Source organism: Gordonia jinhuaensis (assembly GCF_014639795.1).
GTDB lineage: Bacteria > Actinomycetota > Actinomycetes > Mycobacteriales > Mycobacteriaceae > Gordonia_B > Gordonia_B jinhuaensis.
In genome coordinates, this window is the sequence record NZ_BMGC01000015.1 from 62,294 (window position 1) to 88,311 (window position 26,018).

The following is a 26,018-nucleotide window of genomic DNA, read 5'->3' on the forward strand; positions in this document are numbered from 1 at the left end:
TCATGTGTGCGTACCGATTGTTTCCGCACTGTTGCTTGTGAATACTTTCACGAATCCAGGCGAAGTCAATGGTTCGGGCTAACACCGTGGCCAACGTCACTGTGCAGGGGGTGCCCGACACGCACCTACATCCGTTGTACTACTCTCTGGGTCCTCGCAACAGGGTGAAATGTCGAATGTGGCGTAGATCTATCGGAAAATCCCTGTTCAGGATCGTGGAGCCACCACATCGAGGACATCGGAGCGGCACCCGAAATGCAGAGCGGAGCGAACTCCGAGGTAGTCCCCGTCCATCTGGACGTCCACCGGCCGGTCGGCAACCACACGGATGTCCGATACGTCATCTGCTCGTAACACGTGTCGCGCATGCGGCGAACGGTTCATCAGCAGACGGGTGATCAGCGGCAGATTACCCATCACATTCATCGATGTGGAGGCGAACACGCCCAGGCCGCCGTCGAAGGTGGTGCCCGGATTCACCTCGATCGGGCGTGAACCGAGATACGTCCACGGTGAGGTGTTGCTGACAAAAGCGAAGTACACGTCCTCGAGGGGTTCGAGGTCGTCGGCGGTGACGGTCAACGCCGGTTCGCGTTTGGCTTCGGCAAGGAATCCGCGCACGGTCGCGCGCAGATACAAGCCGTCGCTGGCGCGGTGGCCGGCGCGCCGGTACTCCTCCATGGCGCGAACCACGCGCGCGTCGACACCCATACCGGCGTTGAAGAGGAACCAGCGGTCGTCGGCGTGGCCCAGTCCGATGCGGCGTGTGGACGAGGCCTCGAGCAGATCGATCAGCTGTGCTGTGGCGCGCAGCGGGTCGGGATCGATGCCGAGTGCGCGGGCGAACACATTGGCGCTGCCGCCGGGGATCACCCCGAGCGCGGGTGGACGTCGGGTGGTCGGGGCCCAGCACGCCGGTCGCCCGATCAGGCCGTTGACCACTTCGTTGACCGTTCCGTCGCCGCCGTTGACGATCACCGCGTCGAACCCGCCGTCGCGCGCGGATGCTCCCAGCTCGCCCGCGTGACCGCGGTGTGTGGTGTGTTCGACGGTCACCTCGACATGACCGCCGAGCATGTTCACCATGGCGTCGCGACCCTCGGGAGTCGTCGACGTCGCGAACGGGTTGACGATGAACATGACACGCACGACCTGTAGACACTAGGCGGGCCCGTCCGGCCGCACACCCTCGGCCCGCCACGCGACGTGGGCTGGGGTCCCCACGCGACGTAGGCTGATGCCTCGTGAACGACCAGTCGACATCGCCCACCCGTGCGCAGCTGCCCGCGACCATCCGCCGGGCCGGCCTCGTGGTGGCGCTCGAGGGCATCGTGCTCGTGGTGGTCGCGCTGGTGATGGTGATCCGGACCGCGGCCGGAGCCGACCGCAATGTGGCCGACGGCTACGGGACCGCGGGCTGGTTCGGGGTCATCGGACTCGGCGTGGCGGCCTCGGGCATCGCGCTCAGTCGCGGCCGACGCGGCGGACGTGCCATCGCGGTGATGCTGCAACTGCTGCTGATCCCGGTGGGCTGGGCGATGGCCGGAGCCAGTCACCTGCCCTGGGTGGGTATCCCGCTCCTCGTGGTGGTGGTGGGAGTACTGGCCTCACTGTTCAGCCCCTCGGCGCTGCGATGGTTCGCCGCCGAATACGCCCCCGACGCACCGGCTGCCGGATCCGGCCCAGACCACTCTTCTCCGGACCAGTCCGATTCCGACGGGTCTTCTCCAGGCCAGTCCGAGCCCGACCAGTCCGAGCCCGACCAGTCCGAGCGCGGCCCGTCGCGCACCGGCCGACAGGCCGCCGCCGATGCCCGCCGGGACAACACCCGTGGCGCTAGCGGTCGGTCGCAGCGAGCGCGTCGAGAGGGTCGCCGGTGAGTCGGTAGGTGGTCCACTCCGACTGCGGACGTGCCCCGAGCGATTCGTAGAAGGCGATCGACGGGGTGTTCCAGTCGAGCACCGACCATTCGAGTCGCCGGTAGCCGTTGCGCGTGCACTCGGCGGCCAACCGCGTCAGCAGCGCCTTGCCGAATCCCTTGCCACGCATGTGCGGGCGCACGTAGAGGTCTTCGAGGTAGATGCCGTTGACGCCCTCCCAGGTGGAGAAGTTCAGGAAGTAGATCGCCATACCCACCACGTCGTCCCCGCCCTGGCTGGCACTGTCGTCCCGGCCGTCGGCGGCACTGTCGTCGTCCACGGCGACCAGTCCGTAGACGGTGGGGCGCGCACCGAACATGACCTCGGCGAGCTGGTCCTCGGTGAGATGGCACTGGTCGACGAGGCGCTCGTATTCGGCGAGCTCGTAGACCAGCGACACCATCGCCGGGATGTCCTCGCGGGTTGCGGTCCGGATCATGGGCTCACCGTACGGGGTGCGCGGTCTCGCCACCGCGCTCTCGCCGCGTGAGGTTCACCGGGCTGGGCGCGACGGCCGCGAGGCGTCGACGTAGTTGGCGCTGGAGTATCCGGTGATGCCCAGGGTCATCAGCTGGTGGAACTCACCGTTGAAGCCGACCGCGGCCACCGAGGCAGGCAGCATTTGGAAGCGTTCGCCGCGGGCGATGGGAGCCTCCACCCACCGGGCCAGAAACGACCGGGAGAAGTGGCCGTGACTGACGATCACGACATCTCGATCCGACATCAGCGGGATGGCCGCGTCGATGACGCCGTCCACGCGAGAGCTCATCTGCGCCACTGACTCGCCGCCGGGACAACCGTCACTCCACAGGTTCCAGCCCGGGTTCTCGGCGCGGATCTGGGCGTTGGTCAGCCCCTCGTAGTCGCCGTAGTCCCATTCGTGGACCTCATCCCAGACGGCGTCGATACTCAGCCCGGCCAGCTCCGCGGTGGTCTTGGCGCGGGTACGTGGCGACGAGATGACGTAGGGCCGGTACAGGTCGAGTTCCTCGAGCGGCTTGACCAGCGCCTGCGCCTGCCGCTTGCCGTTCTCGGTGAGCGGCTTGTCGGTGTTACCGGTGTGCTGGCCGCTCAGTGACCATTCGGTCTCCCCGTGCCGGATCAGCAACAGCCGGTGTGTGGGTGCCGATGTCGCCTGTGTGCTCGTCACTTGATGATCCTCACTTGTCGCCGCTGGCTGTCGGTGGTCGATGGCTCCATCCTGACATCACCGCACCGGTGCGGGGTTTCGTTCGTCGCAGGAGTGTGATTACTCGGGTTCGTCTGATCGGGGGGATTCGCCGTGTGTGCGGTCACGTCGCACCGAAGGCACCTATGCTCGGCTCATGACGCGCGTGCTGGCCGTGGCGAATCAGAAGGGCGGGGTTGCCAAGACCACCACTGTCGCCTCACTGGGGGCGGCACTGGCCGATCTGGACCTCTCCGTCCTCGTCGTGGACCTCGACCCCCAGGGCTGCCTGACGTTCTCCCTCGGTCACGACCCCGACAAACTCGAGGTGTCGGTGCATGAGGTGCTGCTGCGCGAGGCCGACATCGGTGATGCGCTCCTGGAGACCGGCGACCGGGTGACACTGTTGCCGGCCACGATCGACCTCGCCGGCGCCGAGGCGCTGTTGCTGATGCGGCCGGGTCGTGAGTACGCCCTCAAACGTGCCCTCGCCGAACTCGGCGACGACTACGACGTGGTGATCCTGGACTGCCCGCCGTCGCTGGGCATCCTCACCCTCAACGGGCTCACCGCCGCCGACGAGGTGATGGTGCCGCTGCAGTGCGAGACGCTCGCCCACCGCGGAGTCGGTCAGCTGCTGCGTACGGTCGGCGAGGTACAGCAGATCACCAATCCGGAGCTGCGGTTGCTCGGCGCCCTGCCGACGCTCTACGACCCGCGCACTACGCATTCTCGAGATGTGTTGTCCGACATCGTGGATCGCTATCACATCGAATTGCTGGCACCGGCGATTCCGCGGACCGTGCGCTTCGCCGAGGCATCGGCCTCCGGCGCCACGGTGTTGTCGGGCCGAAAGAACAAGGGCGCCACGGCATATCGGGACCTCGCCGCCAACCTCACCGAGTTCTGGAAGAACGGAACCGGGCTGCTCACCCTCGAGGGGTGACGTCAACGACGACCGGTACGGACGCCGACCGGCAGGTGAGTGTGGAGCCGACTCACTCTGGCGCCAATATCGTGGGGCCGAGAAGCTCGCATACTCGAAGGGCGAGTGCGAGGTCGAGGTGATCACGGTGACCGGGTACCTCGGCCAGCGCTTTGTCCACCCGGTACCTGACAGTGTTGCGATGCAGATTCAGTTTCGTGGCGGTGTGCAGATGGCTCTGCCCGTTCGCGAAGAACGACGACAGGGTGCTGCGGAGTACGCCGGCGGCCGGGGTGTCCTCGGCGAGGGCTCCCAGCGTGTCGGCAACCCACGACCTGGTGGATTCGATGTCGGTGGCGAGCAATGAGATCACCCCGACCCCGCGGTCGCCGTATCCGACGACGGTGCCGCATGCGCTCAGTGGCGCTGATGACGACCTCGCCGGCCACCCCGGCGGGAAGGGGGCGACCGTCGGGTGCCACCACGGTGATCGTCTGTGCGGGCAGCGCAACACCGACTGTGCCGATCTTGCGACGGGTGCACGGTCCGCGCCACCCAGAGCCCCGGGTGATGTGTCTTCGTACCCGAAAACGGCGGCCGGACCGATGTCCGACCGCCGTTTCAGATGCGGGCGCGGTGGAGGATCACTCCACTGGTCAGTGGGCGAACAGGTTCTTCACGAACGGCACCGAGTCGACCTTCGAGGCGTTGACCGTACCGGCGTGATCCTTGTCGGGGTAGAGCCGGAAGGTCACCGGCTGGCCGTTGGCCTTCATCTTGGCGACCAGTGCCAGCGTTCCCGGCGTGTTGACGTCGGTGTCGAGACCGCCCTGCCCGATGAAGAACGGCTTGTCATAACCGGATTCGGGGATGCCCATGTAGCTCTTCAGTGTCGCCGACAGATTCGGGATCTGGTCGAGCGGACGGCTGAACAGCTTCCCGATCTGCACCTTGTTGCGATCGAGTAGTCCGGTGAGTTCGGCCTGGGTGTCGCAGAGTGTCTCGCTCTTGTCCACCCAGTATTTGCCGTAGGGGGTGAGGTAGGAGTCGAGGTTCCACTCCGGGAACGACGTCCGCAGCCCGGAGAGGATGTAGAGGATGTAGCTGGTGCTGTTGGCGCCCAGTGTCACCTTCACCTCCGGCCGTGCGACCAGCGGCACGAGATCCTCGATGTAGGCGGGCACGCCGGTGCCCACCGCGCCCTTGTAGCTGAGCCCCTTGGCCTGGAACTGCGTGGCGTACCGCGCGGTGGTGATGGCCGCGCCGCCACCCTGCGACTGACCGATCACCACATACTTCTTCGCCAGCGACGGGTAGAGGTCGGTGGCGGCCTTGACCGAGTCGACGACGCTGTGCGCCTCGACCTTGCCGTTCAGGTAGGGCATGAGCCCGGGGGTGCCCAGACCCACGTAGTCGGTGGCGACGATGGCATAGCCCTGCTTCATCCAGGTGCCCAGGTAGCTCCAGTCGCGCTGCACCTCGATCGGTCCGCCGATCGAGTAGGCGCAGTGGTCGGCCAGACCGGTGGTGCCGTGCGCCCACGCGATCACGGGCCAGCCTCCCGCCGGCGGCTTACCCGGCGGGAAGTAGATCGCGGCACTCGACAGGGCCGGGGCATCCTTGACGCCCTTGGTCCAGTACGTGATGCGCTTGCCGTACGCCGCTGCCGGCAGTGTCACCTGCTGGGCCAGGGGGCCCACCGCGGTGACTGTGCCGGGCAGCGTCGACGCCGACGCCGGGGCGGTTGCGATGACCGTGGTCGCCGAGGTCGCGGCCACGACTGCGGTGGTCCCGAGGGCGAGAACGGCACGGCGGAGCAACGATGCCCGTCGACGACTTCGCTGGGGCATAGGGTGTGACCTCCTGAAAGAATGTGCAGTAGCCAGCTAACCCTAAGCCGGACATCCGTCCGGGTCCTACCGAACGCCGATCAAGGTGTTCTGGATCGCAATCCGTGCAGAGTGTGGTCGTAGAGCTCAGCGACCACGTCGCCGATCACGCCCACAGACACCGCCCCCGAGGTGTGTGCGCCGCGGTCGACCGCGATGGCGCGCACCTTGGCACCGGTTGCCGGGTCGAGAACGGCCAGTACGCCCGGCTCGGGCATCACCAGGTCCGAGCCCATCATCGATCCCGGACCGAGCGTGCCGGGCACCTGATAGGTCGGCACCAGCGAATTGGCGTCGAGGACCACGGTGTCGGTGCCGGTCCAGAAACAGGTCAGACCCTCGGAGGTCACTGGCACGCTGTCGGCCGGTGCGGCCGCCGCGCCGGACACCCGATGGGTGCTCATCAGCGTCACCTCGAATGAATACAGCCGGATCACCGGACCGTCGACGTTGACCCCGGTCGGCGAACCGTCGTAGAGCGCAACCGCATTCGTGCCGACGCCGACGACGCGGGGTGCCGGGGTGTCTGTCGATGCGGTGACGATCTGCGAGCCGTACTGCTGGACCTTCTGGTTGCTGTCGAGAGTCGTGGCGATCACGGTCAGCCGATAGCCCACGTCGCCGGGGCATCGTTCGACGACGGCGACACGCCCCGACCCGACACCTGAGGACAGCAGCGTGCATCCGCTGCGGGGCTGGACATCGGGGTTGACGGGTGCGTCGACCCGTCCGTACTCGACGCCCCGGATCATGGTGTTTCCCCACGTCTCCAGGCGCGTCGGTCCCTGCGCGAGTGTGTAGTCGCCGTCCGACGACAGCGTGATCGAGGTGTCGTCATCGCTGGAACGGGTGGGGCCGCGGGTGCCGGTGAGCGCCTTGATGGTGCTCACCTCGCCGCATCCCCGGGAGTTGCGGTAGGCGGCGACGGCCAATGCGGAGGTGTCGTTTCCGGTCACGGTCACTGCGCACAGCTCGTGGTCGCGGTCATAACTCCACCGGGTGTCACCGGTGACGGGGTCGATGCCCGACACCGTGCCGCCGTTGCCGGTCACGAACACCGCCCCGCCGAGCGCGGGTGAACTGGTCGCCGGACTCGGCACCGACCACGCCGGTGACAGCACCGCCGGTGCAGACGCGGCTGCCATCGGGATGGTGAGGGCGGCGTCTGCCGGGTGTGAGTGCGAGTGGCGTTCGTCGGACACCTGCCACACCACCACCCCGATGACCACCGCCACCACTGCGATCACCGCGCAGATCGTCAGGTCCAGCCGCGTGCGCCGCTCCGGCGCGGACCGTTCGCGCTTCTTCAGCACGCGCGGACTCCGCAGCCGGGCGTCGGGGGCAGCCCCGTGTCTCCGGGAGATCTGTCTCCGGGGCGTCTGCGTGGCCGATTCACGCTACCGATGGTGCCATCGGGGCGGCATCAGCGACGCGGCGGTGTCACTGTGCAGTGTTGCTCTCGGCGCCGGTGGATGTCGCGCCCGCGCCGGTCGATGAGGCGCCGGAGCGAGGACCGCGACGACGGCGACGCCGCGGTGCGCCGGTCGAGGCAGACTCCCCGGATCCCGACCCGGGTGCGCCGGACGCGGTCGCGGGCGATCCGTCGGCCGACGCGGCGGTGGCGCCGTCGGCAACGGAACCGGTCGCGGTGCCGGCGGTCTCGGCGGGACGTCCGCCACGCGTGCGGCGGCGCGACCGGTTGCGATTGCGTGAGGGGCGCTCGCCGTCGGTGGCCTCGTGGGACCCAGCACCGTGGGATCCGGCACCGTGGGACCCAGCACCAGCACCGTCGGAAGCGCCACCGCGACCGCGCGATCCGCCACGACGCGAACCGCGCGAGTCCGAATCCTTGCGGGAATCCGTGCCGCCGTCCTTGCCGGGGGCCTTCGTCGAGGCGCCGACGCGGCCGGTCACACCCTCGGGGATGTTGAGGTCACTGCGCAGATGCGCCGAACTCGAATAGGTCTCCACCGGCTCGGGCATGCCCAGACCGAGCGCCTTGTCGATGAGCTCCCAGCGGTGCAGCTCATCCCAGTCCACCAGGGTGACCGCGATGCCGGTGCGACCGGCGCGACCCGTGCGGCCGATGCGGTGCACGTAGGTCTTCTCGTCTTCAGGGGTCTGGTAGTTGATCACGTGGGTGACGTCGTCGATGTCGATGCCACGGGCGGCGACGTCGGTGGCCACCAGCACGTCGACGGTGCCCTCACGGAAACGCTTGAGCGCCTTCTCGCGTGCCACCTGACCGAGGTCGCCGTGGACGGCGCCGACGGCGAAACCGCGCTCGGCGAGATCGTCGGCCACCTTCTGTGCGGTGCGCTTGGTGCGGGTGAAGATCATCGTCGCGCCGCGACCCTCGGCCTGCAGAACCCGCGAGAGCAGCTCGACCTTGTCGAGCGCGTGTGCGCGGTAGACGTACTGGGTGGTGCGCTCGTGCACCGCCGAGTCGTGGACGTGCTCGGCGCGGATGTGCATCGGCTTGTGCAAGAAGGTGCGGGCCAGTGTGACGATCGGACCCGGCATCGTCGCCGAGAACAGCATCGTCTGACGCTCGGCGGGCAGCGCCGACATGATGCGTTCGATGTCGGGCAGGAAGCCCAGGTCGAGCATCTCGTCGGCCTCGTCGAGCACCAGCATCTGGACCTTGCCGAGGATGAGGTGGCCCTGCTGGGCGAGGTCGAGGAGTCGGCCCGGGGTACCGACCACCACATCGACGCCCGACTGCAGCTCGGCGATCTGGGACTCGTAGGGGCGGCCACCGTAGATCGACGCGATGCGCAGCGGGCGGTTGGTGCCCTTGACGTTGAGGGTGATGTTCTTGGCGGCCACCTCGAGGTCGCCGGTCACCTGCAGACACAGTTCGCGCGTGGGCACGATCACCAGCGCGCGCGGTGTTCCGTCGAGGGGACGCAGGCCGGTCGAGGTGGTCGCGGTCGAGTCGCCATCGGAGGAGTCGCCATCGGAGGAGTCAGACTCGCCATCGGAGGAGTCGCTGTCCACGGCGGGGGAGGTCCGGGCGATGCGGTGCAGCAACGGCACACCGAATCCGAAGGTCTTGCCCATGCCGGTGCGGGCCTGACCGATCAGGTCGCTGCCCGCGAGGGCCAGCGGAAGGGTCAGTTCCTGGATCGCGAAGGTGTGGGTCTTGCCGTCGGCCTCGAGTGCCTCGACGATCTGTGCGTCGACACCGAGTTCGGCAAAGGTGGGGGCCACATGTTCGTCGTCGACGAGCGTCGTCTGGGGTTCGAGGTCGTCGGCCGTCGCCGTGGCGGGGGTGCTGGACGTGGATTCGGTCACGGAAAAGCCTTTCATCGCAGGTCATAACTGCGTTCGGTTGTGCGCCAGCGCGCACATAAGGCTTCCGAGGATCTCGCCGAAGAGGATTCCGTCGGTGCGACGGGAGGCGAGTCGTGCGACGTTGCACAGGGACTTCGCCTGCTACATCGCGTCGGCCCGGTTCGGGGTCGAACCTGGGTGCGCGCACATTGCCCGGTGGAGGAAAACGCCCGTCGATGCGCCATCCGCTGCGGTTCACCGGCGGATCGGAACTCGAGAGAACCGATGGCCGTGCCACCGACGGCGGCGAGCATCGTGGGGTTCATTTCTGATCCACCACGTCGAAGTGTACCCGCAGCACCCCGACACGAGGTATCACGTGGAGCTGTCTCGACGATGTGTGCCGGTACGCGGTGGCTCTGACTGCGGCGTGGATCCCCTCCGGCGAGCGCCGGATGGCGTTGTACGTCCCGCTGCCCCGGGGCGCCACCACACCCGTGTCGACCGGGTCCGCGCGGTGTGTGGCGATGGGCGCAATCTGCGCCCCCGACGGCAGTAGCATGCGGTCATGACCACGCGATCGTCTGCCGACACCCAGACCACCGACGAGTCCCGGGACCCGGTCTCCGCCCCGACCACCGACCTCGGGACGGCACGCGCCTCCGTCGCCGTCGACCACCCGGGGATCAGCGCATTGTTCGGAGTGTTGGCCGCCGGTGAGATCGCCGCGTTCTACCGGCTGACCAGCGAGGCCACGATGGCGCTATCGATGCGCGCGAAGGTCGCGATGGCGCGGATGGCGGCCTCGGAGATGGGTCACTTCGAGACACTGAGTGCCGCACTCGAGGAGCGCGGTGTCGACGTGATGTCGGCGATCGAACGCTACTCCGACGTCATCGAGCGCTACCACGGATCGACCACGCCCAGGAACTGGCTGGAGTCGGTGGTCAAGGCCTACATCGGTGATGCGCTGGCCGCCGACTTCTACGTCGAGGTCGCCGAGGCACTGCCGGCGCCCGCTCAGCAGGTGGTCCGCGACGTCATGAGTGCCACCGTCAACTCCGAATTCGCCTGCGCGGAGGTGCACCGCGCGCTCGAGAACGATCCGGCGCTGCGTTCGCCTCTGACACTGTGGGGTCGGCGACTGCTCGGGGAGGCGATCACCCAGACGCAGTACGCGCTCGCGGCCGAGGAATCGCTGACCGACATGCTCTTCAGCGGCATGTCGGATCTGTCGATGCTCACCCGGTTCTTCGACGCGATCCAGGAACGCCACGCTGCGCGGATGGCCGACCTCGGTTTGGGGTGATGCCGGGGATCGGCTTCCGCCACGTCGGCTCCGCTGAGAGCGGAGTCCTCGGAGGTGCCGGGTCGGGCTCCACTAGCCTGGGTGAGCGGATGCTCGAGATCCGCCGAACCAGATCGATCAGGAGGGTGGCTGTGGCCGTAGACGTGAAGATCGGAATCACCGAGAGTCCGCGTGAGCTCGTGGTGCACACCGATCAGTCCAGCGATGATGCGCATGCGCTGGTCCAGGCCGCGCTCACCGGAAACGAGAAGATCCTCTCGCTCACCGACGACAAAGGTGTTCGTGTGCTCGTTCCCGTCGAGCGCATCGCCTATGTGGAGGTGGGTGTCCCCGAGAGCCGACGGGTGGGATTCGGCACCGCCGTCTGACGAGTGCGGGTCTGATCGGCTGGGCGGCCCGTGGCAGATGCGACGACCGCACGGGTGACGACAGATGCGGGCGGCGACCAGACAGAAGGACCAGACAGATTAGGGGCCGGAGCGTGTGACGCTCCGGCCCCTTCTGTGTGTGGCGCTGTCTGTAGTGGTGCTGGCCGTGTTCGGTCCGGCGGCCGCATCTCTGTTGCCGTATCGCGGTCGCCGGAGCTCTGTATCCGGTCAGTCGTCGAGTTCGCCTGAGCCCGCCTGCAGTGGAACTCGCGACAGGCCGCCCCACAGCAGGCCGGCGGTGGTGGTCACCGCCTCCTCCTTGCTGATGGGGCGTTTGGCGTCGAGCCAGTAGCGCGCGTTGACCTGACTGGCGCCGACGAGACCGGCCGCCAGCATCCGCGATCGGTAGGGGTCGAAGCCGGAGTCGTGCATCACGAGGCCGTACACCGCGTCGACGCAGGCCTCGGTGGCACCTTCCACACGTCGGATCGCGGCAGGATCGAGTGCGTCGGACTCGAAGATCAACCGGTACCCCTGGTTGTCGGAGTCGACGAAATCGAAGAAGGCGCCGACGGCCGCGCGCACGCGCTGCTTGTTGTCGGTGGTGGTCAGCAATGCCTTGCGGACCTGGGACACCAGCGTTTCGGCGTGGGAGTCGAGCACTGCCAGATAGAGATCGAGCTTGCTCGGGAAATGTTGATAGAGAACAGGTTTCGATACACCCGCGTGTACCGCGATCTCATCCATACCCGCCGAGTGGTACCCGCGTTCGACGAAGATCTCGCTGGCGGCGTCGAGCAGTTGGAGCCGGCGCGCGCTACGTGGCATACGCGTGCCACGGCGGGTCGGAGAATCGCCTGCGGCAGTGGACATGGATCGAGAATACCTGTCGGGATATGAGCGCGGATGCCGGATATGGGTGCTCACGCACAATGGCTCGGTGATGCGACCTGCGACACATACGCTCCTGTGCGGACCGCGCTGACATGTCCGTCCGCACCCGCGCGGACTGGGCCCGACGTGGCCGGGCGCAGTCCTGTGATCGATGTGGCGGTTGTGAGAAGCTGACGGACGTGGACACCGCACACCGCGGTACCGGGCCGACGTCCGACGGGGGACCAGACAGCGACAGGTTCTCGCACGAGCCGTCGTACGGCTCCGGGCCGCTCGACGACCGCCCGTTGACATCTCCCGCCGGGGCATTTCCCGATGGTCGGATCGCCGATGGCACATTCGCAGGCCGCCCTCGCACGGACGGAAGCCGGGTAGGTCCGCACGAGGCGCGGGACGAGGGTGTCCGCCCGCGGTGGCGACCGGCCGACGACCAGCCGTTGCGGGCGAAATGGGACCCCATCGAGGCGGGTGGCGGTCGTAAACGTAGCGACCCGCACGCTCGCAAGAACGTGCGCCGCCGCACGTCGGTGGGGCGGTTCGTCGACACCTACGGCTGGCGGGCCTATGCGATCCCGGTGCTCGCGATCCTCACGGTGGTGCTGATCGTGATGACGATCGGCGACGCCGGATCGCATGACCACTCGGCGACACCGGCCCAGGCGCGCGAAACCGATGTGTCGGCGCAGACCAAGGCGATCGGTTCGCCGGTCGGCAAGATCGACCAGAGCGCGCTCACCGACTCCGGTGCACTGCCCGCCGGCGGACCGTATTCACAAAGCGGCGAACGGGTCTACCACGTGGTCCCCGGGACCACCCCCAAGATCGGGACCGCGGCCAAGGTGTACCGCTACACGATCGAAGTGGAAGACGGGCTGCATGCCTCGGACTACGGGGACGACGCCATGTTCGCCGACATGGTCACGCAGACCCTGTCCAATCCGAAGAGCTGGATCGGCGGTGGTCAGGTCGCCTTTCAGCGCGTCGACAGCGGCGACCCGGATTTCCGTATCTCGCTGAGCTCCTCGGACACCACGCGCGAACTGTGCGGCTACGAGATCAAGCTCGAATCGTCCTGCTACTACCCGCCCGACACGCGCGTGGTCCTCAACGAGGCCCGCTGGGTGCGTGGGGCCAAGGCCTTCGGGGGCGACGGTCTGGCTTACCGGCAGTATCAGGTCAATCACGAGGTCGGGCATGCGATCGGCTACGCGCACCACGAACCGTGCCGGGAGAACGGGGCGCTCGCCCCGGTCATGATGCAGCAGTCCTTCGGGGTGGCCAACAAACAGGTGCTCTCGCTGGACCCGGATCTGCACGGCGACCCCAGCTTCGTGTGCCGCCCCAATCCCTGGCCCTACCCCGACCGCTGATCCCGGCGGGATCTTCGCCGCGCGCCCGGCCCGGCGGAATCTTCGCCGCGTGCCCGGCGTTGTCCGATCAGCATCTGACGAGCTTGGGAGGAACGTCGTGTCATCGTTGCCGCCACTGGTGGATCCGGTCGGAGAGCTCAGCAAAGACGAGGTGGCCCGCTACAGCCGCCACCTCATCATCCCGGACGTGGGAATGGACGGGCAGAAGCGACTGAAGAACGCGCGCGTGCTGGTGATCGGTGCCGGCGGACTCGGATCACCGACACTGCTGTATCTCGCCGCGGCCGGCGTGGGCACCATCGGCATCGTCGAATTCGACGTCGTCGACGAGTCGAACCTGCAACGTCAGGTGATCCACGGGCAGTCCGACATCGGCAAGTCCAAGGCGCTCAGTGCCGCCGAGTCGATCGCCGAGATCAACCCGTTCGTGACGGTGAACCTCCACGAGCAGCGACTCGAACCCGAGGATGCGGTGGAGCTGTTCGCCCAGTACGACCTGATCCTCGACGGCACCGACAACTTCGCCACCCGGTATCTGGTCAACGACGCGGCCGTACTCGCCCACAAGCCCTATGTGTGGGGTTCGATCTACCGCTTCGAGGGTCAGGCGTCGGTGTTCTGGGAGGACGCCCCCGACGGACGCGGGCTCAACTATCGCGACCTCTACCCGCAGGCCCCGCCGCCGGGAATGGTTCCCTCCTGCGCCGAGGGCGGCGTGCTGGGCATCCTGTGCGCCTCGATCGGATCGATCATGGGCACCGAGGCGATCAAGTTGATCACCGGTATCGGCGAGCCGCTGCTCGGCCGGCTGATGGTCTATGACGCACTCGACATGACCTATCGGACGATCAAGATCCGCAAGGATCCCGATGCCGAACCGATCACCGGCCTCATCGACTACGACGACTTCTGCGGTGTGGTCTCCACCGACGCCGCCGAGGCGGCCGACGGCTCGACGCTGACCGCCGCCGAGCTCAAGGCGCGGCTGGACTCCGGTGATCCGATCGAACTCATCGACGTACGCGAGCCGGTGGAATGGGACATCGTCCACATCGACGGTGCGACGCTCATCCCCAAGGACGAGATCCTCTCGGGTGCTGCTCTCGACAAGCTGCCGCATGACCGCCCGACGGTGCTCTACTGCAAGTCGGGGGTGCGTTCGGCCGAGGCGCTCGCAGCACTCAAGCGCGCCGGCTTCGCCGATGCGATGCATCTGCAGGGCGGCGTGCTGTCGTGGGTCAGCCAAATCGAACCCGAGCTGCCCGTCTACTGACGCGTCGCGAGGTCGGTGTCGGGCGCTTCGAGGACCGGGCGTGTGCACGGCGACCGGATTCAGAGCGATCGTGGCGCAATCGCGCGACCAGACGATCAGTGTCGCAATCGCGCGACCAGATCCCCGGTCAACGCGACTGCCTGGCTTAACCTGAGGTCTGTGACCGCACCGACGACCCCACCACCGGCCCATGTGTTGCAGACGTTCGGCCTCGGGAAATCCGAGCCGCTGCCTCTCGACGACGTGACCGAGGGCGGTTTCCGCGTCGGCGAGATCGTGTTGACGCCGGTCGCCGATCACGCCCGCGCCGCCTGGTCTGCCGCGGTCCGCGAGAACCTCTCGGTCGACGGTCTGCGGGTCTCCCGCCCCGTCCGCGCCACCGACGGACGCTATGTGGTGTCGGGGTGGCGGGCGGACACCTACGTGGCGGGTCTGCCCGAACCGCGCTACGACGAGATCGTGGCACTTGCCGACCGGCTGCACCGGGTGACCGCCGACTTCGAACGTCCGCGTTTCCTGCTGCAGCCACCGGCGCCGCCGATCACCGACGTCGACGTGTTCAGCGCCGCCGACCGAGGCGCGTGGGAGGAGCAGCCGCTGCGGTCGGCGCGGGCGGCCGGGATCGCCGAGCCGACCTCGCCGGACGGTCAGCGCAGCGTCAAGCTGCTCAAGATGCTGGCCACGCTGCGCAAGGATGTCGACGTCCAGCCGCAACTGGTCCACGGTGACCTGTTCGGGACGGTGCTGTTCGCCGGTTCGGCCGCACCCGGGATCACCGATCTGGTGCCCTACTGGCGGCCGGCGTCCTGGGCGGCCGCGGTGGTGGTGGTGGATGCGCTGGCCTGGGGGGATGCCGACATCGATCTGGTGGACCGGTGGTCGGATCAGCCCGAGTGGCCGCAGATGATGTTGCGGGCCACGATGTTCCGACTCGGCGTCCACGCACTGCATCCGAGTTCCACGGCTGCGGCGCTGCCCGGTCTGGAACATGTGGTGGACATCGTGCGACTGATGGTCTAGAGCCGCTAGACCCCGACCGATGACGAGCGCGCGCGTGCCGACAGCGCCTGCTGGTTGATTCGCTGCAGCATCGCCCGCAGCTCCTCGAGTTCGGCCAGCGGTACGCCGAGCCGCTCGACGACCTGCTCGGGGATCCGCAGTGCGGACTGGCGCAACTCCCACCCCGTGGCGGTCGGTTCGATCAGCAGCACCCGTTCATCGTGGGGTGCACGGGTGCGGGTGAGATAGCCCAGCGATTCGAGTCGTTTGAGCAGCGGCGACAGGGAAGCCGAATCGAGTTGCAGCGTCTCGGCGATGTCCTTGACCGATCGCGGCGAGGACTCCCAGGCCGCGAGCATCACCAGGTATTGCGGATGGGTCAGGTTGAGCGGTTCGAGCAGTGGGCGGTACACCCCGAGCACCGACCTGTTGGCGACGGCAAGGGCGAAGCACACCTGCCGCTCGATCGTCAGCGGGTCGGTGTCGGCGTTCACACCGTCGCTGTTCACGCGGTCGCTGCTCACCACCGGTGCTGACGCTCGTACTCGATCCGCCTGAGCTCATCGCGCTTGCGTGCCTGCAATCCGGCGAGTTCGGGGTCCAGACCGTGCTGGGACAGACGATGCCTGCGATAGACGCCGTTCAAGGCGACCGCGAAATAGATGTAGGGGATGAGGATCGGGATGGTCATCCCCGAACGGACGTACCACCCGCCGGGCACGAACATGAACGGCAGCAACAACAGGATGCAGGGGATCGCCCACCGGATCACCATGCGCAACGCCGCGCCGGGGCCGCTGAGGTCGCGGATCACCCAGTCCGACATCGATGCGGGAAGTCGCTTTCCGTAGCAGTACAGCACGTACTGAACGATGTTCGGCCGATCTGCTGCAGCCTTGGCGTTCATGGGACAGCCCCTCGTTGTTGTTGCTTGTTCGTTGTCGTTGTCGTTGCGGTGGTGGTGTGGTGGCGCATGCAGTCACCAGCGATGCGGCGCGGTGGTCGGCCGGCAACACTTATCGCACTAACCATTAGTACACCCGGGAACCAGTGACACATCCAGGCACACCACGATTCGGTGGTCGGGCGCACGGGTCGGAGGGATGGCAGGGGTCGGTGGTCGGGTGGGCAGGGGTCGGTGGTCGGGTGGATCAGTGATCGCGGACGATCATCAGCGGGCATGCGCTGGCGTGCAGAAGAGCGGTGCTCACCGACCCCAGCCGCATCCCGGTGAAGCCGCCGCGTCCCCGGCTGCCGACCACCAGCAGCTGTGCGGTCTCGCTGGCTTCCACCAGCCGCCGCACTGGTCGGTCGACGGTGACCTCGGTGATCACTTTCACCTCGGGGTGGCGTACCCGGTACTCGTCGATCGCGTTCTCGAGGATCTCGTGGCCGGTCGTCTCCGGACCGGCGGTACCCGACCCCTGGCCGGCGCCCGGGCCTCTGTCGGTGTCGGGTCCGCTCGGGTGGTGGCCGTTGGGATCGTGGCCGCTGGGATCGTGGAAGGCCGCGTCGCGCGAGGCGTAGACCGCGACCAGTGGTACACCGCGCACCGACGCCTCATCGAAGGCGGTCGCCACCGCAGGTGTTCCGGCGGCCGACCCGTCGACACCGACCACCACGGGCCCGCGGGCGGTGAGATCTGCCGCGCCGGTCGGTGGAACGGGCCAGCGGGAGACGATGACCAGCGCCGTGGGACACACCTCGGCGATACGGGAGGTGACCGAGGTCTGCAGACCCGAGGAGAACTCGCCGAGCCCGCGCGGACCCAGGGCCAGCACACAGGATGTCCGCGCCCGGTTGAGCAGCACATCTGCCGGGTCGCCGCGGGTCAGTTCGGTGGTGATCTCGAGTTTGCCGCCGAGTTCGGCGGCGGTCTTCGCGGCAATCCGCTGCGATTCCGCGAGTAGTGCCGTGCGGGCGTCGGCAACCTCGGCACCTGCGGTGCCGGCGACCACCGCGACGATGGTCAGATCCGTCTCGTGCAGGACGGCGGTCTCGGCGCCCCATCGCAACGCCGCCATCGACGGCTCCGACCCGTCGACGCCGACGAGAACCCCGGACCGTGGCCGCGCATATGCCCCGCTCATGATCTCAGTATCGTCGCGCGGACCGGATCTGACGCCGTTACGGCTCAATCGAATCGGTGACGCGCAACACGCATGACCACGCGGCCGTCGGTGATCGGCACACCGTCCGCGCGCAGTGCCGACAGCTGTCTCTCGCGCAGATGCGGTGCCGGGATCCCCGACACCGGCAGCACCCGATGCCAGGGGATGTCGGCGGAGTCGGTACGCATGATCGTGGCCGCCACGCGCGGACTCGACAGTCCGGCCGCCGCCGCGAGATCGCCGTAGGTGGTCACCGAACCGGTCGGGACCGACACCACGAGTGCGCGCACGCGTTCCACATCCTCGTCGGTGATCGCCGCCATCGACTCAGCCGATCGCGGCGACGAGATCGGCCACGAGGTCGGGAACGACCTGGGGGACCATGTGATCGGTGTCGATGTCGTGCACGGTGAGCAGATCGCCGTGTGAGGCGCGCAGCGCATCGACATAGCTGTCGGGGATGTAGGGGGGTACCACCTTGGCGGCCCGGACCAGTTCGATCCGGATGCCCGCGGCAGGCAGTTGGGTGGGCCGAGCGAGCTCCCCCCACGTCGCGATCACGGCCGCGGGGTCGAAACGGAACCGGACCCGGCCGTCGTCGGTGGGGACGAGGTCGGTGTGCAGATCGGCGTCGAGGAGTTCATCGGCCACCTCACCCCACGCCTCGGCCTTCTTCGCCGCCCGCGCCTCGTCGATGTCGGCGTAGTCGTGATCGGCGAGGGTGTGGTTGGCCATCGCCCGCGCGAGGTGGGGAGCCAGTGCCATGGCCGGGTCGAGCAGGACGAGGCCTCGCACCGGGATGTGGCGCGACAGATGTATGGCCAGCGCTCCGCCATAGGAGTGCCCGACCACGGTGACGTCGGCCGAGGAGGTGCCCGCGGGCAGCTCCGCACTGAGCAGTTCGGCGAGCGCGGCGATCTGCGCCTCCATCGACCAGGGCGGGTTCGCGTCGCTGCTGCCGTGCCCGATCAGGTCGGGGGCCAGCACGCGGTAGTCGGAAAGTTGGTTGTGCGCCAACGACTCCCAGCGCTTCCCATGTCCGGTGATGCCGTGGATCGCGAGGACGGTCGGGGCGTCGGGTGCGCCGTAGCGTTCGACGTGCAGGCGTGCCATGTCCGACATCTTGCCCGCTGATCTCCTCGCAGCGCCACGACGGTGCCGGTCGCGCGGGGGGTCGGCTCGGCTGTGCGGAGTCGGTGCGATCGCACGGTGTCGATCGCACGGTGTCGGGGGTCCGTGACAGCATCGACGCCATGCAACTCGTCCGCAGCGATCCGCCCGAGGCGCCGGTGAGGTCCTGGGCGCCGGAGGTGTCACGACTGCTCGACACGCCGTCGGGCGATCGCGTGCGGCGCAGCGAGAACGCGTGGGATCCCGTGCGCGTCACGGGCGGTCCCGGAACGGGTAAGACGTCGCTGATCACCGATCTGGCCATCGCGCGGCTGCGAGATGGCCAGGTCGATCCGGGTAGCGTCCTGGTTCTGGTGTCCGACAAGCGTGCTGCGGCCCGGGTTCGCGAGCAGATCAGCGACGGTGTCCTGGGCGCCGCGGCACGCGTGAGTGCCACTCGGGAACCACTCGTGCGCACCATCCACTCCTATGCCTTCGGCGTGCTGCGGCTGCAGGCTGCCGCGCACGACAACCCGCCGCCGCGGCTCATCACCGGGTCCGAACAGGACGTGGTGCTGCGGGAGCTGCTCGCCGGCGACGCCGACGGCAGCGGCGTGCGCTGGCCGCAGCACCTGCGGCCGGCCTTGCTCACCGACGGCTTCGCGCAGGAGCTGCGTGACCTGTTGATGCGCGCCGCCGAACGCGGGGTCGGCCCGGAACAGCTGATTGCCTTGGGCCGCAAGCACTCTCGCCCAGAATGGATCGCAGCCGGTCAGGAGTATCGCCAGTATGAGCAGGTGACCCTGCTGCGCGGGTCGGTGGGTACCGAGGCTCCGCAGGCCTCGGCGCCGGCGGTCGACGCGGCCGAGATGATCGGGGCTGCACTCGACGCGTTCGCCACCGACCCGGTGCTGCTGGGCAACGAGCGCATGCGTATCCGGCACCTGCTCGTCGACGACGCGCAGCATCTCGATCCGCAGGCCGCGCAGCTGATCAGACTCATCGGCACCGGAACAGCGCAGACCGTCGTCGCCGGCGACCCCGACCAGTCCATCTTCGGTTTCCGCGGTGCGTCGTCGACATTCCTCGAGGATCTCGTGCCGGCCGGCAGCGACCGCGACATCGTGCTCACCGAGAATTTCCGTTCGGTCGAGCCGATCTGCGAGATCACCGGGTCGATCACCGCACGCCTGCCCGGAGCGCGGATCCACCCGGTGGCCGTGTCGGCGCGTACCGGGGACGCGTCCGCTGACGCCGTCACCGTCGCGGTCTACGGTTCGGCCGCCAAGGAGGCGACCGCGATCGCCGACGCGATGCGCCGAGCGCACCTGTTCGGCGGGGTGCCGTGGTCGCAGATGGCGGTGATCGTGCGCTCGGTCTCACGAACGGCCGTCCCGTTGCGGCGCGCGCTGCGGTCGGTCGGCATCCCGGTGACCACCGCATCCGGCGAGACCCCGCTGAGTCGTCAGCGCAGTGTCGTCGCGCTGCTCACCGCGTTGCGCGCGGCAGTCGAGACGCTCGACGCCGACGAGGTGTACACGCTGCTCACCGGGCCGATCGGGGGCGCCGACCCGACCGCCCTGCGACGCCTGCGGCGCGGTGTGCGCCGCCTGCATGCAGACGGCTCCGGTGACGACCGCGACTCGCTGCAGGTGATCGCCGACGCAATCGCCGGGTCGGAGGAGCCGGCGATCACCGCACTCACCGAGATCGAACGCACCCAACTCGACCGGGTACTGCGGGTGGTGGCCGCCGGACGCTCGGCCGCCGGTCGGCACGCCGCCCTCGAGGAGATCCTCTGGGCGGTGTGGGAAGCCAGCGGACTGGAGCGGTTGTGGACGGGTGCGTCGGTGCGCGGCGGTGTCGCCGCAGATCAGGCCGATCGCGATCTCGACTCGGCCATCGCGCTGTTCGACGCGGCCGCCGATTACAGCGACAACCTGCCGGCCGCTTCGGTCATCGGGTTCATCGACTACGTCAACGCCATGCAGATCGGGGGTTCGGCGCCCACGGTCGGTGCGCGATCGGAGGCGGTGACGCTGTGCTCGGCGCATACCGCGGCGGGCCGGGAGTGGGACGTGGTCGCCGTGGCCGGCGTACTCGACGGGTTGTGGCCGTCGCTGAGAAGCCGCGGCGGCGTGCTGCGTACCGCGGAGCTGGTGGATCTGCTCGACGGTATCGACGCATCCGCGCTGGCGACCATCTCGCGTAACGCGGTCGCCGTCGCCGAGGAACGCCGGCTGCTGCTGGTCGCCTGCTCGCGGGCACGCAGCCGGTTGCTGGTGACCGCCGTCGACGACGCCGGTGGGGATGCTGCGCCGTCCCGGTTCATCGGTGAGATCGCTGCGCGCCAACGGGTTTCGGTGAGTGGGGCAGGCACCGGCGATTCCGCCGCCGGTGATCCCAGCACTGGCGATTCCGGATCCGATGTGCCGCTGGAGTCGCTGCCGGTGGATCCGGGTGTCCGGCGCGTGCTGTCGTTGCCGTCACTGGTCGCCACATTGCGCGCCGAACTCGTCGAGGCATACCGGGGCGATGCGTCCGATCCGGCGGTCCGGGCACGTGCCGAGGCGGCCACCGAGCTGCTGGCACGGCTGGCTGCCGATGGCGTCGCGGGCGCCGATCCCGACGAGTGGTTCGGGCTGGCCGGGTCGAGTACCGACGCGCCGCTGCGGGCTCCGGGTGAGGACGGGGTGATGGCGCCGGTGCTCATGTCGCCGTCGTCGGTGGAGACGCTCTCACGGTGTTCGCTGCGGTGGATGCTCGAACGCGCGGGCGGTCGTGACGCCGACGACTCCTCGCCCGCGGTCGCGGGCACCGTGGTGCACACCCTCGTACAGGCGCTGGCCGGTCAGGTGCCGCCCGAGGATGTCGATGCGGCGCTGGAGACGGTGTGGGAACGTATCGACAACGGTGCCCAGTGGTACTCCGAGCACGAGCTCGAGCGCACCAAACAGATGCTCGAACACTTTCGGGCGTGGCTGACGTTGTCGCGGTCGCGGTTCACCGAACTCGGTGTGGAGGTCGAGGTCCGCGCCGATCTGCCGCCCGACGATTCCGACGACCTGCCGGTGAGCATCGTCGGCCGGATCGACCGGCTCGAGAGCGATGAGCAGGGGCGCCCGGTGGTGGTCGACGTCAAGACCGGCAAGACGGTGGTCACCAAGGACGACGCACAGGAGCATCCGCAGCTGCGCACCTACCAGACCGCGATCGCGCTGGGTGGTGTCGACGAGCTCGGCGCGGTCGAACCCGGTGGGGGAGAGCTGGTCTACGTCAATTCCGGTACCGACAAGACGGGGTCGGCCGTACGCGGTCAGAGTCCGATGACCCCGGAGATGATCGACGAATGGATCGCTCACATCCGCGCCATCGCACGGCGCACCATCGGTCCCACATTCGCGGCGACACCGAATCCTGGATGCGGCCACTGCCCGGTCACGTCGTCGTGTCCGGCGCGTCCGTCGGGGAAGTCGGTGACCGATGACTGAGACGATCGGCCAGAGCCCGGTGGCGACGATCGGCGCACTGGATCTCGCGCGTGCCCTACGTCGTCCGCCCCCGACCCCCGAACAGGTCGCGGTGATCGAGGCGCCGCTGGAGCCGCTGCTGGTGGTCGCCGGTGCTGGTGCGGGCAAGACCGAGACGATGGCCTCACGGGTGGTGTGGCTGGTGGCCAACCGCCTCGTCACCGCCGACGAGGTACTGGGGTTGACCTTCACCCGCAAAGCGGCCTCCGAGTTGGCCCAGCGGGTGCGCACCCGGCTGGCGATGCTCGCGGGCACCCGGGAACTGTCGCGATGGGATGTCGACGGATCACTGCGGGATCAGTTGCGCAGCGCAGAACCCGAGATCAGCACCTATCACGCCTATGCGGGACGACTGGTCGCCGATCATGGTCTGCTGCTGCCGGTGGAGCCGTCGTCGACGATGCTCTCAGAGACCGAACTGTGGCAGTTGGCCTACTCGGTGGTGGCCGCCTGGCCCGAGGACATCGCGACCAGTCGCGGTCCTGCCGGAGTGACTCGTGCGGTGCTCAATCTCTACGGCGAGGCGGCTGAGCATCTCGTCGACCTCGACGAGCTGCAGGGCAGCGGCGACGAGCTGTACGACCTCATCGACGCGCTGCCCAAGGGCAAGGGACAGCGCGATGCTCCGAGTGCGAAATTGCGCGGACATCAGGACGTCATCGCCGAACGCCGGGCGCTGCTGCCGCTGGTGGTGCGTCTGGCCGAGGTGTTGCGCGAGAACAACATGCTCGACTTCGCCAGCCAGATGTCGTTGGCCGCGCGACTGGTCCGCGACCACCCCGAGGTGGTGGCGACCGAGCGGGCTGACACCAGGGCGGTTCTCCTCGACGAGTATCAGGACACCGGCCACTCACAACGAATCCTGTTGTCGCATCTGTTCGGAACTCCCGGCGCGTCCCCGTCGGCAGGTCCCGGCATCGCGGTCACCGCGGTGGGCGACCCGATCCAGTCGATCTACGGGTGGCGCGGGGCCTCGGCGGCCAACCTGCCCCGGTTCGCCGGCGACTTCCGCCGCAGCGACCGACGACCCGCACACCGACTCGAGCTGCTCACCAGCTGGCGCAACAGTTCCGGCACACTCGACCTGGCCAACGCGGTGTCGGCGGACCTGCGGGCGCGTGGCGTTCCGGTCTCCACGCTGCAGCCGCGTCCCGGCGCGCCGGCGGGCACCGTGGACCTGATGCTCGCCGAGACCGTTGTCGCCGAACGGGAGTGGGTCGCTGATCGCATCTCCGAGCGCTGGACGCTGGCCGAGGACAACGGTGAGAAACCGCCGGCCACCGCGGTGCTGGTGCGACGCAACGAGGACTCGGCGCCGCTGGCCGCCGAGATCGAGAAGCGGGGGATCCCGGTGGAGGTGGTCGGCATCGGCGGACTCCTCGGAGTCCCCGAGGTCGCCGATGTGGTGGCGATGCTCGCGCTCATCGCCGACCCGCTGGCGGGGTCAGCGGCGATGCGCCTGCTCACCGGCGCGAAGTTCGAACTCGGCGCCGCCGACCTGTCCGCACTGTGGCGACGTGCCCGCGAACTCGCCGCCGACAAGTTCATGGCGACCACCGGCGCGGTCACCGCTCCCGAGGAACTCGACGCCGCCCTCGACGCAGCACTGCCCGGCGAACTCGCCGACGTCGCCGGACTCGGTGACGCGCTGGCCGACCCGGGCCCGCCCGACAGATACAGCCCGGCCGGCTATCGGCGGATCCGTCGGCTCGGCGAGATGATCGACATGCTGCGTCGCCGGGTCGGTGCCCCGCTTCCCGATCTCGTCGGTGAGGTCGAACACGAACTCGGGCTCGACGTCGAGGTGTCGGTGCGGGCGCGTCGGATGCGCGGGAACATCAGCGGGCGTGAACATCTCGACGCCTTCGCCGACTACGTCGCCGATTACGCCGACCGCGGGTCAGGTGGACTCGCGGGTCTGCTGGCCTACCTCGACGCCGCCGACGAGATCGAACGCGGACTCGAGCAGGGTCGCATCGACATCGCCGACGATCGCGTGCAGATCCTCACCGTGCACGCCGCCAAGGGGCTCGAGTGGGATGTGGTGGCCATCCCGCATCTGACGGCCGGGGTGTTCCCCAGCGATCGATCCGACACCACCTGGCTCGGCAGCGCAGCCGAACTGCCGGCGCAGCTGCGCGGTGACCTGGCCGAGGAGGTCGGCGGTGAGGGCTTCCCCCCGCTGGAGATCGACAGCGTCGCCGACCGCAAAGAGCTCGAGGTGGCGATCGAGGACCACAAGCAGGCGTTACGCGACCGGCGTCTCGACGAGGACCGGAGGCTGCTCTACGTCGCGCTCACGCGGGCACGCGATGCGTTGATCATCTCCGGCAGCCACTGGATGCCCGGTCGCAAGAAGCCCAGCGGACCGTCGGCCTTCCTCACCGAACTCCACCAGATCGTCTCGGGCGGGCCCGATGTCGGCCCGCCGCCGGGCATGCGGGTGCACGGCTGGCCCGACCCGATTGCCGACGGCGCCGACAACCCGCTCGACGATGTCGATGAGAGTCGGGTGTGGCCGGTCGATCATCTCGGCACCTACCGCGAGGCCTACGAACGTGCCGCGCAACAGGTACGGGCGGCACGGGACTCCGCTGCGGCCTCGACACTGTTCGACCCCGGTGTGCTGGCCGCCGACGGTGCCGATCCGGAGATCGACGCGTGGCGCAGGGAGCTCGAGGCGCTCCTCAACGAACGCCGCCAGATCGCGACGGTCGCCGCAGTGGAACTGCCGAAGCATCTGTCGGTGAGTCAGCTGGTCGACCTCGATCGCGACGAGGAGGCGTTCGCTCGGCGCATCCGCCGTCCGGTGCCGTTGCGTCCCAACCCGATGGCGCGCCGTGGCACGGCATTTCACGCCTGGGTCGAGCGGCGCTTCGGCGCCACCCGACTGCTCGACCTCGACGAACTCCCCGGTGCCGCCGACGCCGAGGACGGATCCGACGCCGACCTCGAACTGCTCCAGCGCAGATTCCTCGAATCGCGCTGGGCCGACCGGACACCGCAGGAGATCGAGGTGCCGTTCGAGACGACCATCGGCGGCATCAAGATCCGGGGCCGGATGGACGCGGTGTTCGCCGAGCCGGATGGGCGGTGGACGGTGGTGGACTGGAAGACCGGCGCCGAACCGACACCGGATCAGCGGGAGTCGGCGGCGATACAGCTCGCCGCCTACCGCATCGCGTGGGCCCGGTTGCGGGGGATCGACGTCGACAAGGTGCGTGCGGCCTTCCACTACGTCCGCAGCGGCCGCACACTCGAACCTCGCGACCTGCCCGGCGAGACCGAGCTGGCCGAGTTGCTCAGCGTGAACGAGCGACGCGTGCAGCGGTGACGATCAGCGGGATCTGCAGGGGAAGACGCCCGATGGCGATGGCACGCGGCACCGCGCCCTTGTTCCACCACTGCACGGCCATCGTCACATTCGCGGGGAACACCGCCACGAACAGTGCGACCGCTGCCGCACCGGCCAGTCGGCGGGTCCGCGAGGTGGCCAGACCAGCACCGATCGCCAACTCGGCCGCGCCAGAGAGGTAGGTCGCCGATCGCGGCGAGAGCGGCACGGACTCGGGCACGATCGAGTCGAACGGCGCCGGGGCCGCGAAATGCAGCACGCCCGTGCTCAGTAGCAGCGCCGACAGGGCACGCGCGCGGCGGCTGGTCGCGCGGTCGGTGGACGAGATGGTGTGTGCAGTTGAGGTCATGGCTTCAGTGTTGCATCCGGGTGTTCACGCAGGTGTCTGGCTGGTGACGCCGTGCAGCACCCCGTCGATCGGGGCTGGTGCACGAGTAGGTGACATCTGATCTGGCTTGCCCTGCCGGGCGGCCTGGAAGGATGCCAGCTGTGCCCAAGCCCTATCCCCAGGAGTTCCGCGAC

Annotated in this window: 21 protein-coding genes and 2 pseudogenes; 9 read left to right on the forward strand and 14 right to left on the reverse strand. The window is 68.4% G+C overall.

The annotated features are described in order from the left end of the window. Positions 1-207: 207 nt before the first annotated feature. A complete protein-coding gene (locus IEW22_RS11625) occupies positions 208-1,140 on the reverse strand; it encodes a diacylglycerol/lipid kinase family protein (RefSeq protein WP_188586794.1) in 933 nt (310 codons plus the stop codon). Positions 1,141-1,280: 140 nt separating this feature from the next. Here IEW22_RS11625 and IEW22_RS11630 point away from each other — a divergent pair. Next, positions 1,281-1,655 (forward strand): annotated as a pseudogene (locus IEW22_RS11630) (hypothetical protein); the annotation flags it as partial. 181 nt (positions 1,656-1,836) lie between these two features. Here IEW22_RS11630 and IEW22_RS11635 read toward each other — a convergent pair. Continuing rightward, a complete protein-coding gene (locus IEW22_RS11635; RefSeq protein WP_188586769.1) occupies positions 1,837-2,358 on the reverse strand; it encodes a GNAT family N-acetyltransferase in 522 nt (173 codons plus the stop codon). A 54-nt stretch (positions 2,359-2,412) separates the two neighbouring features. After that, positions 2,413-3,069 (reverse strand): acid phosphatase, encoded by a 657-nt coding sequence (locus IEW22_RS11640; protein ID WP_188586770.1) that lies wholly within the window; start codon positions 3,067-3,069, stop codon positions 2,413-2,415. 175 nt (positions 3,070-3,244) lie between these two features. Here IEW22_RS11640 and IEW22_RS11645 point away from each other — a divergent pair, with 175 nt between their 5' ends. Further along, positions 3,245-4,033, forward strand: coding sequence for a ParA family protein (locus IEW22_RS11645; protein ID WP_188586771.1), 789 nt, complete (start codon positions 3,245-3,247; stop codon positions 4,031-4,033). Between the two features lie 52 nt (positions 4,034-4,085). On the opposite strand, the pseudogene IEW22_RS20100 reads toward IEW22_RS11645, so the two are convergent. The 4 genes and pseudogenes from IEW22_RS20100 to IEW22_RS11665 all read right to left on the reverse strand — a co-directional run. Next, a pseudogene (locus tag IEW22_RS20100) lies at positions 4,086-4,430 on the reverse strand (helix-turn-helix domain-containing protein); the annotation flags it as partial. Positions 4,431-4,668: 238 nt separating this feature from the next. Continuing rightward, entirely contained in the window at positions 4,669-5,862 is a 1,194-nt protein-coding gene (locus IEW22_RS11655; RefSeq protein WP_188586772.1) for an alpha/beta hydrolase family protein, read from the reverse strand. Between the two features lie 80 nt (positions 5,863-5,942). Continuing rightward, positions 5,943-7,214: an Rv3212 family protein gene (locus IEW22_RS11660; protein WP_229742513.1), complete on the reverse strand. Its 1,272-nt coding sequence runs from the start codon at positions 7,212-7,214 to the stop codon at positions 5,943-5,945. Positions 7,215-7,341: 127 nt separating this feature from the next. Beyond that, complete coding sequence (locus IEW22_RS11665) at positions 7,342-9,213, reverse strand: DEAD/DEAH box helicase (RefSeq protein ID WP_188586773.1); 1,872 nt, start codon at positions 9,211-9,213, stop codon at positions 7,342-7,344. A gap of 532 nt (positions 9,214-9,745) precedes the next feature. Between IEW22_RS11665 and IEW22_RS11670 the strand changes: the two genes are divergently transcribed. Together IEW22_RS11670 and IEW22_RS11675 are read left to right on the forward strand one after the other, a co-directional pair. Then, a complete protein-coding gene (locus IEW22_RS11670; protein WP_188586774.1) occupies positions 9,746-10,486 on the forward strand; it encodes a ferritin-like fold-containing protein in 741 nt (246 codons plus the stop codon). Positions 10,487-10,617: 131 nt separating this feature from the next. Further along, on the forward strand, positions 10,618-10,854 hold the full coding sequence (locus IEW22_RS11675) for a DUF3107 domain-containing protein (RefSeq protein WP_188586775.1): 237 nt from the start codon (positions 10,618-10,620) through the stop codon (positions 10,852-10,854). A 228-nt stretch (positions 10,855-11,082) separates the two neighbouring features. Here IEW22_RS11675 and IEW22_RS11680 read toward each other — a convergent pair whose 3' ends face one another. Then, the gene (locus tag IEW22_RS11680; protein WP_188586776.1) at positions 11,083-11,727 is read right to left on the reverse strand and encodes a TetR/AcrR family transcriptional regulator; all 645 of its coding nucleotides are present in this window, start codon (positions 11,725-11,727) and stop codon (positions 11,083-11,085) included. Between the two features lie 200 nt (positions 11,728-11,927). Between IEW22_RS11680 and IEW22_RS11685 the strand changes: the two genes are divergently transcribed. The 3 genes from IEW22_RS11685 (at position 11,928) to IEW22_RS11695 (ending at position 15,411) form a co-directional block, all read left to right on the forward strand. Then, a complete protein-coding gene (locus tag IEW22_RS11685; RefSeq protein ID WP_229742515.1) occupies positions 11,928-13,118 on the forward strand; it encodes a DUF3152 domain-containing protein in 1,191 nt (396 codons plus the stop codon). Positions 13,119-13,215: 97 nt separating this feature from the next. Further along, positions 13,216-14,391: an adenylyltransferase/sulfurtransferase MoeZ gene (gene moeZ / locus IEW22_RS11690; RefSeq protein WP_188586778.1), complete on the forward strand. Its 1,176-nt coding sequence runs from the start codon at positions 13,216-13,218 to the stop codon at positions 14,389-14,391. A gap of 159 nt (positions 14,392-14,550) precedes the next feature. Continuing rightward, complete coding sequence (locus tag IEW22_RS11695; RefSeq protein WP_188586779.1) at positions 14,551-15,411, forward strand: TIGR02569 family protein; 861 nt, start codon at positions 14,551-14,553, stop codon at positions 15,409-15,411. Positions 15,412-15,416: 5 nt separating this feature from the next. Here the strand turns inward: IEW22_RS11695 and IEW22_RS11700 are convergent, their stop codons facing one another. The 5 genes from IEW22_RS11700 to IEW22_RS11720 all read right to left on the reverse strand — a co-directional run bounded on the left by IEW22_RS11700 (position 15,417) and on the right by IEW22_RS11720 (position 18,614). Next, a complete protein-coding gene (locus IEW22_RS11700; RefSeq protein WP_229742516.1) occupies positions 15,417-15,899 on the reverse strand; it encodes a MarR family winged helix-turn-helix transcriptional regulator in 483 nt (160 codons plus the stop codon). An 11-nt stretch (positions 15,900-15,910) separates the two neighbouring features. Then, positions 15,911-16,297, reverse strand: a complete 387-nt coding sequence (locus tag IEW22_RS11705; protein ID WP_188586780.1) for a DUF5313 domain-containing protein — start codon at positions 16,295-16,297, stop codon at positions 15,911-15,913. A gap of 244 nt (positions 16,298-16,541) precedes the next feature. Beyond that, entirely contained in the window at positions 16,542-17,480 is a 939-nt protein-coding gene (locus tag IEW22_RS11710) for a universal stress protein (protein WP_188586781.1), read from the reverse strand. Positions 17,481-17,524: 44 nt separating this feature from the next. Then, positions 17,525-17,824 (reverse strand): MGMT family protein, encoded by a 300-nt coding sequence (locus IEW22_RS11715; protein ID WP_188586782.1) that lies wholly within the window; start codon positions 17,822-17,824, stop codon positions 17,525-17,527. Between the two features lie 4 nt (positions 17,825-17,828). Beyond that, positions 17,829-18,614: an alpha/beta fold hydrolase gene (locus IEW22_RS11720; protein WP_229742517.1), complete on the reverse strand. Its 786-nt coding sequence runs from the start codon at positions 18,612-18,614 to the stop codon at positions 17,829-17,831. A gap of 140 nt (positions 18,615-18,754) precedes the next feature. Between IEW22_RS11720 and IEW22_RS11725 the strand changes: the two genes are divergently transcribed. Both IEW22_RS11725 and IEW22_RS11730 read left to right on the forward strand, forming a co-directional pair. Then, positions 18,755-22,102 (forward strand): ATP-dependent helicase, encoded by a 3,348-nt coding sequence (locus IEW22_RS11725; RefSeq protein ID WP_188586798.1) that lies wholly within the window; start codon positions 18,755-18,757, stop codon positions 22,100-22,102. Continuing rightward, positions 22,095-25,475, forward strand: a complete 3,381-nt coding sequence (locus IEW22_RS11730; RefSeq protein WP_188586784.1) for an ATP-dependent helicase — start codon at positions 22,095-22,097, stop codon at positions 25,473-25,475. Before IEW22_RS11725 ends, IEW22_RS11730 begins: the two co-directional genes overlap by 8 nt. On the opposite strand, the gene IEW22_RS11735 is transcribed toward IEW22_RS11730, so the two are convergent. Next, complete coding sequence (locus IEW22_RS11735; protein ID WP_188586785.1) at positions 25,444-25,845, reverse strand: DoxX family protein; 402 nt, start codon at positions 25,843-25,845, stop codon at positions 25,444-25,446. The genes IEW22_RS11730 and IEW22_RS11735 overlap by 32 nt on opposite strands. Positions 25,846-26,018 lie beyond the last annotated feature (173 nt).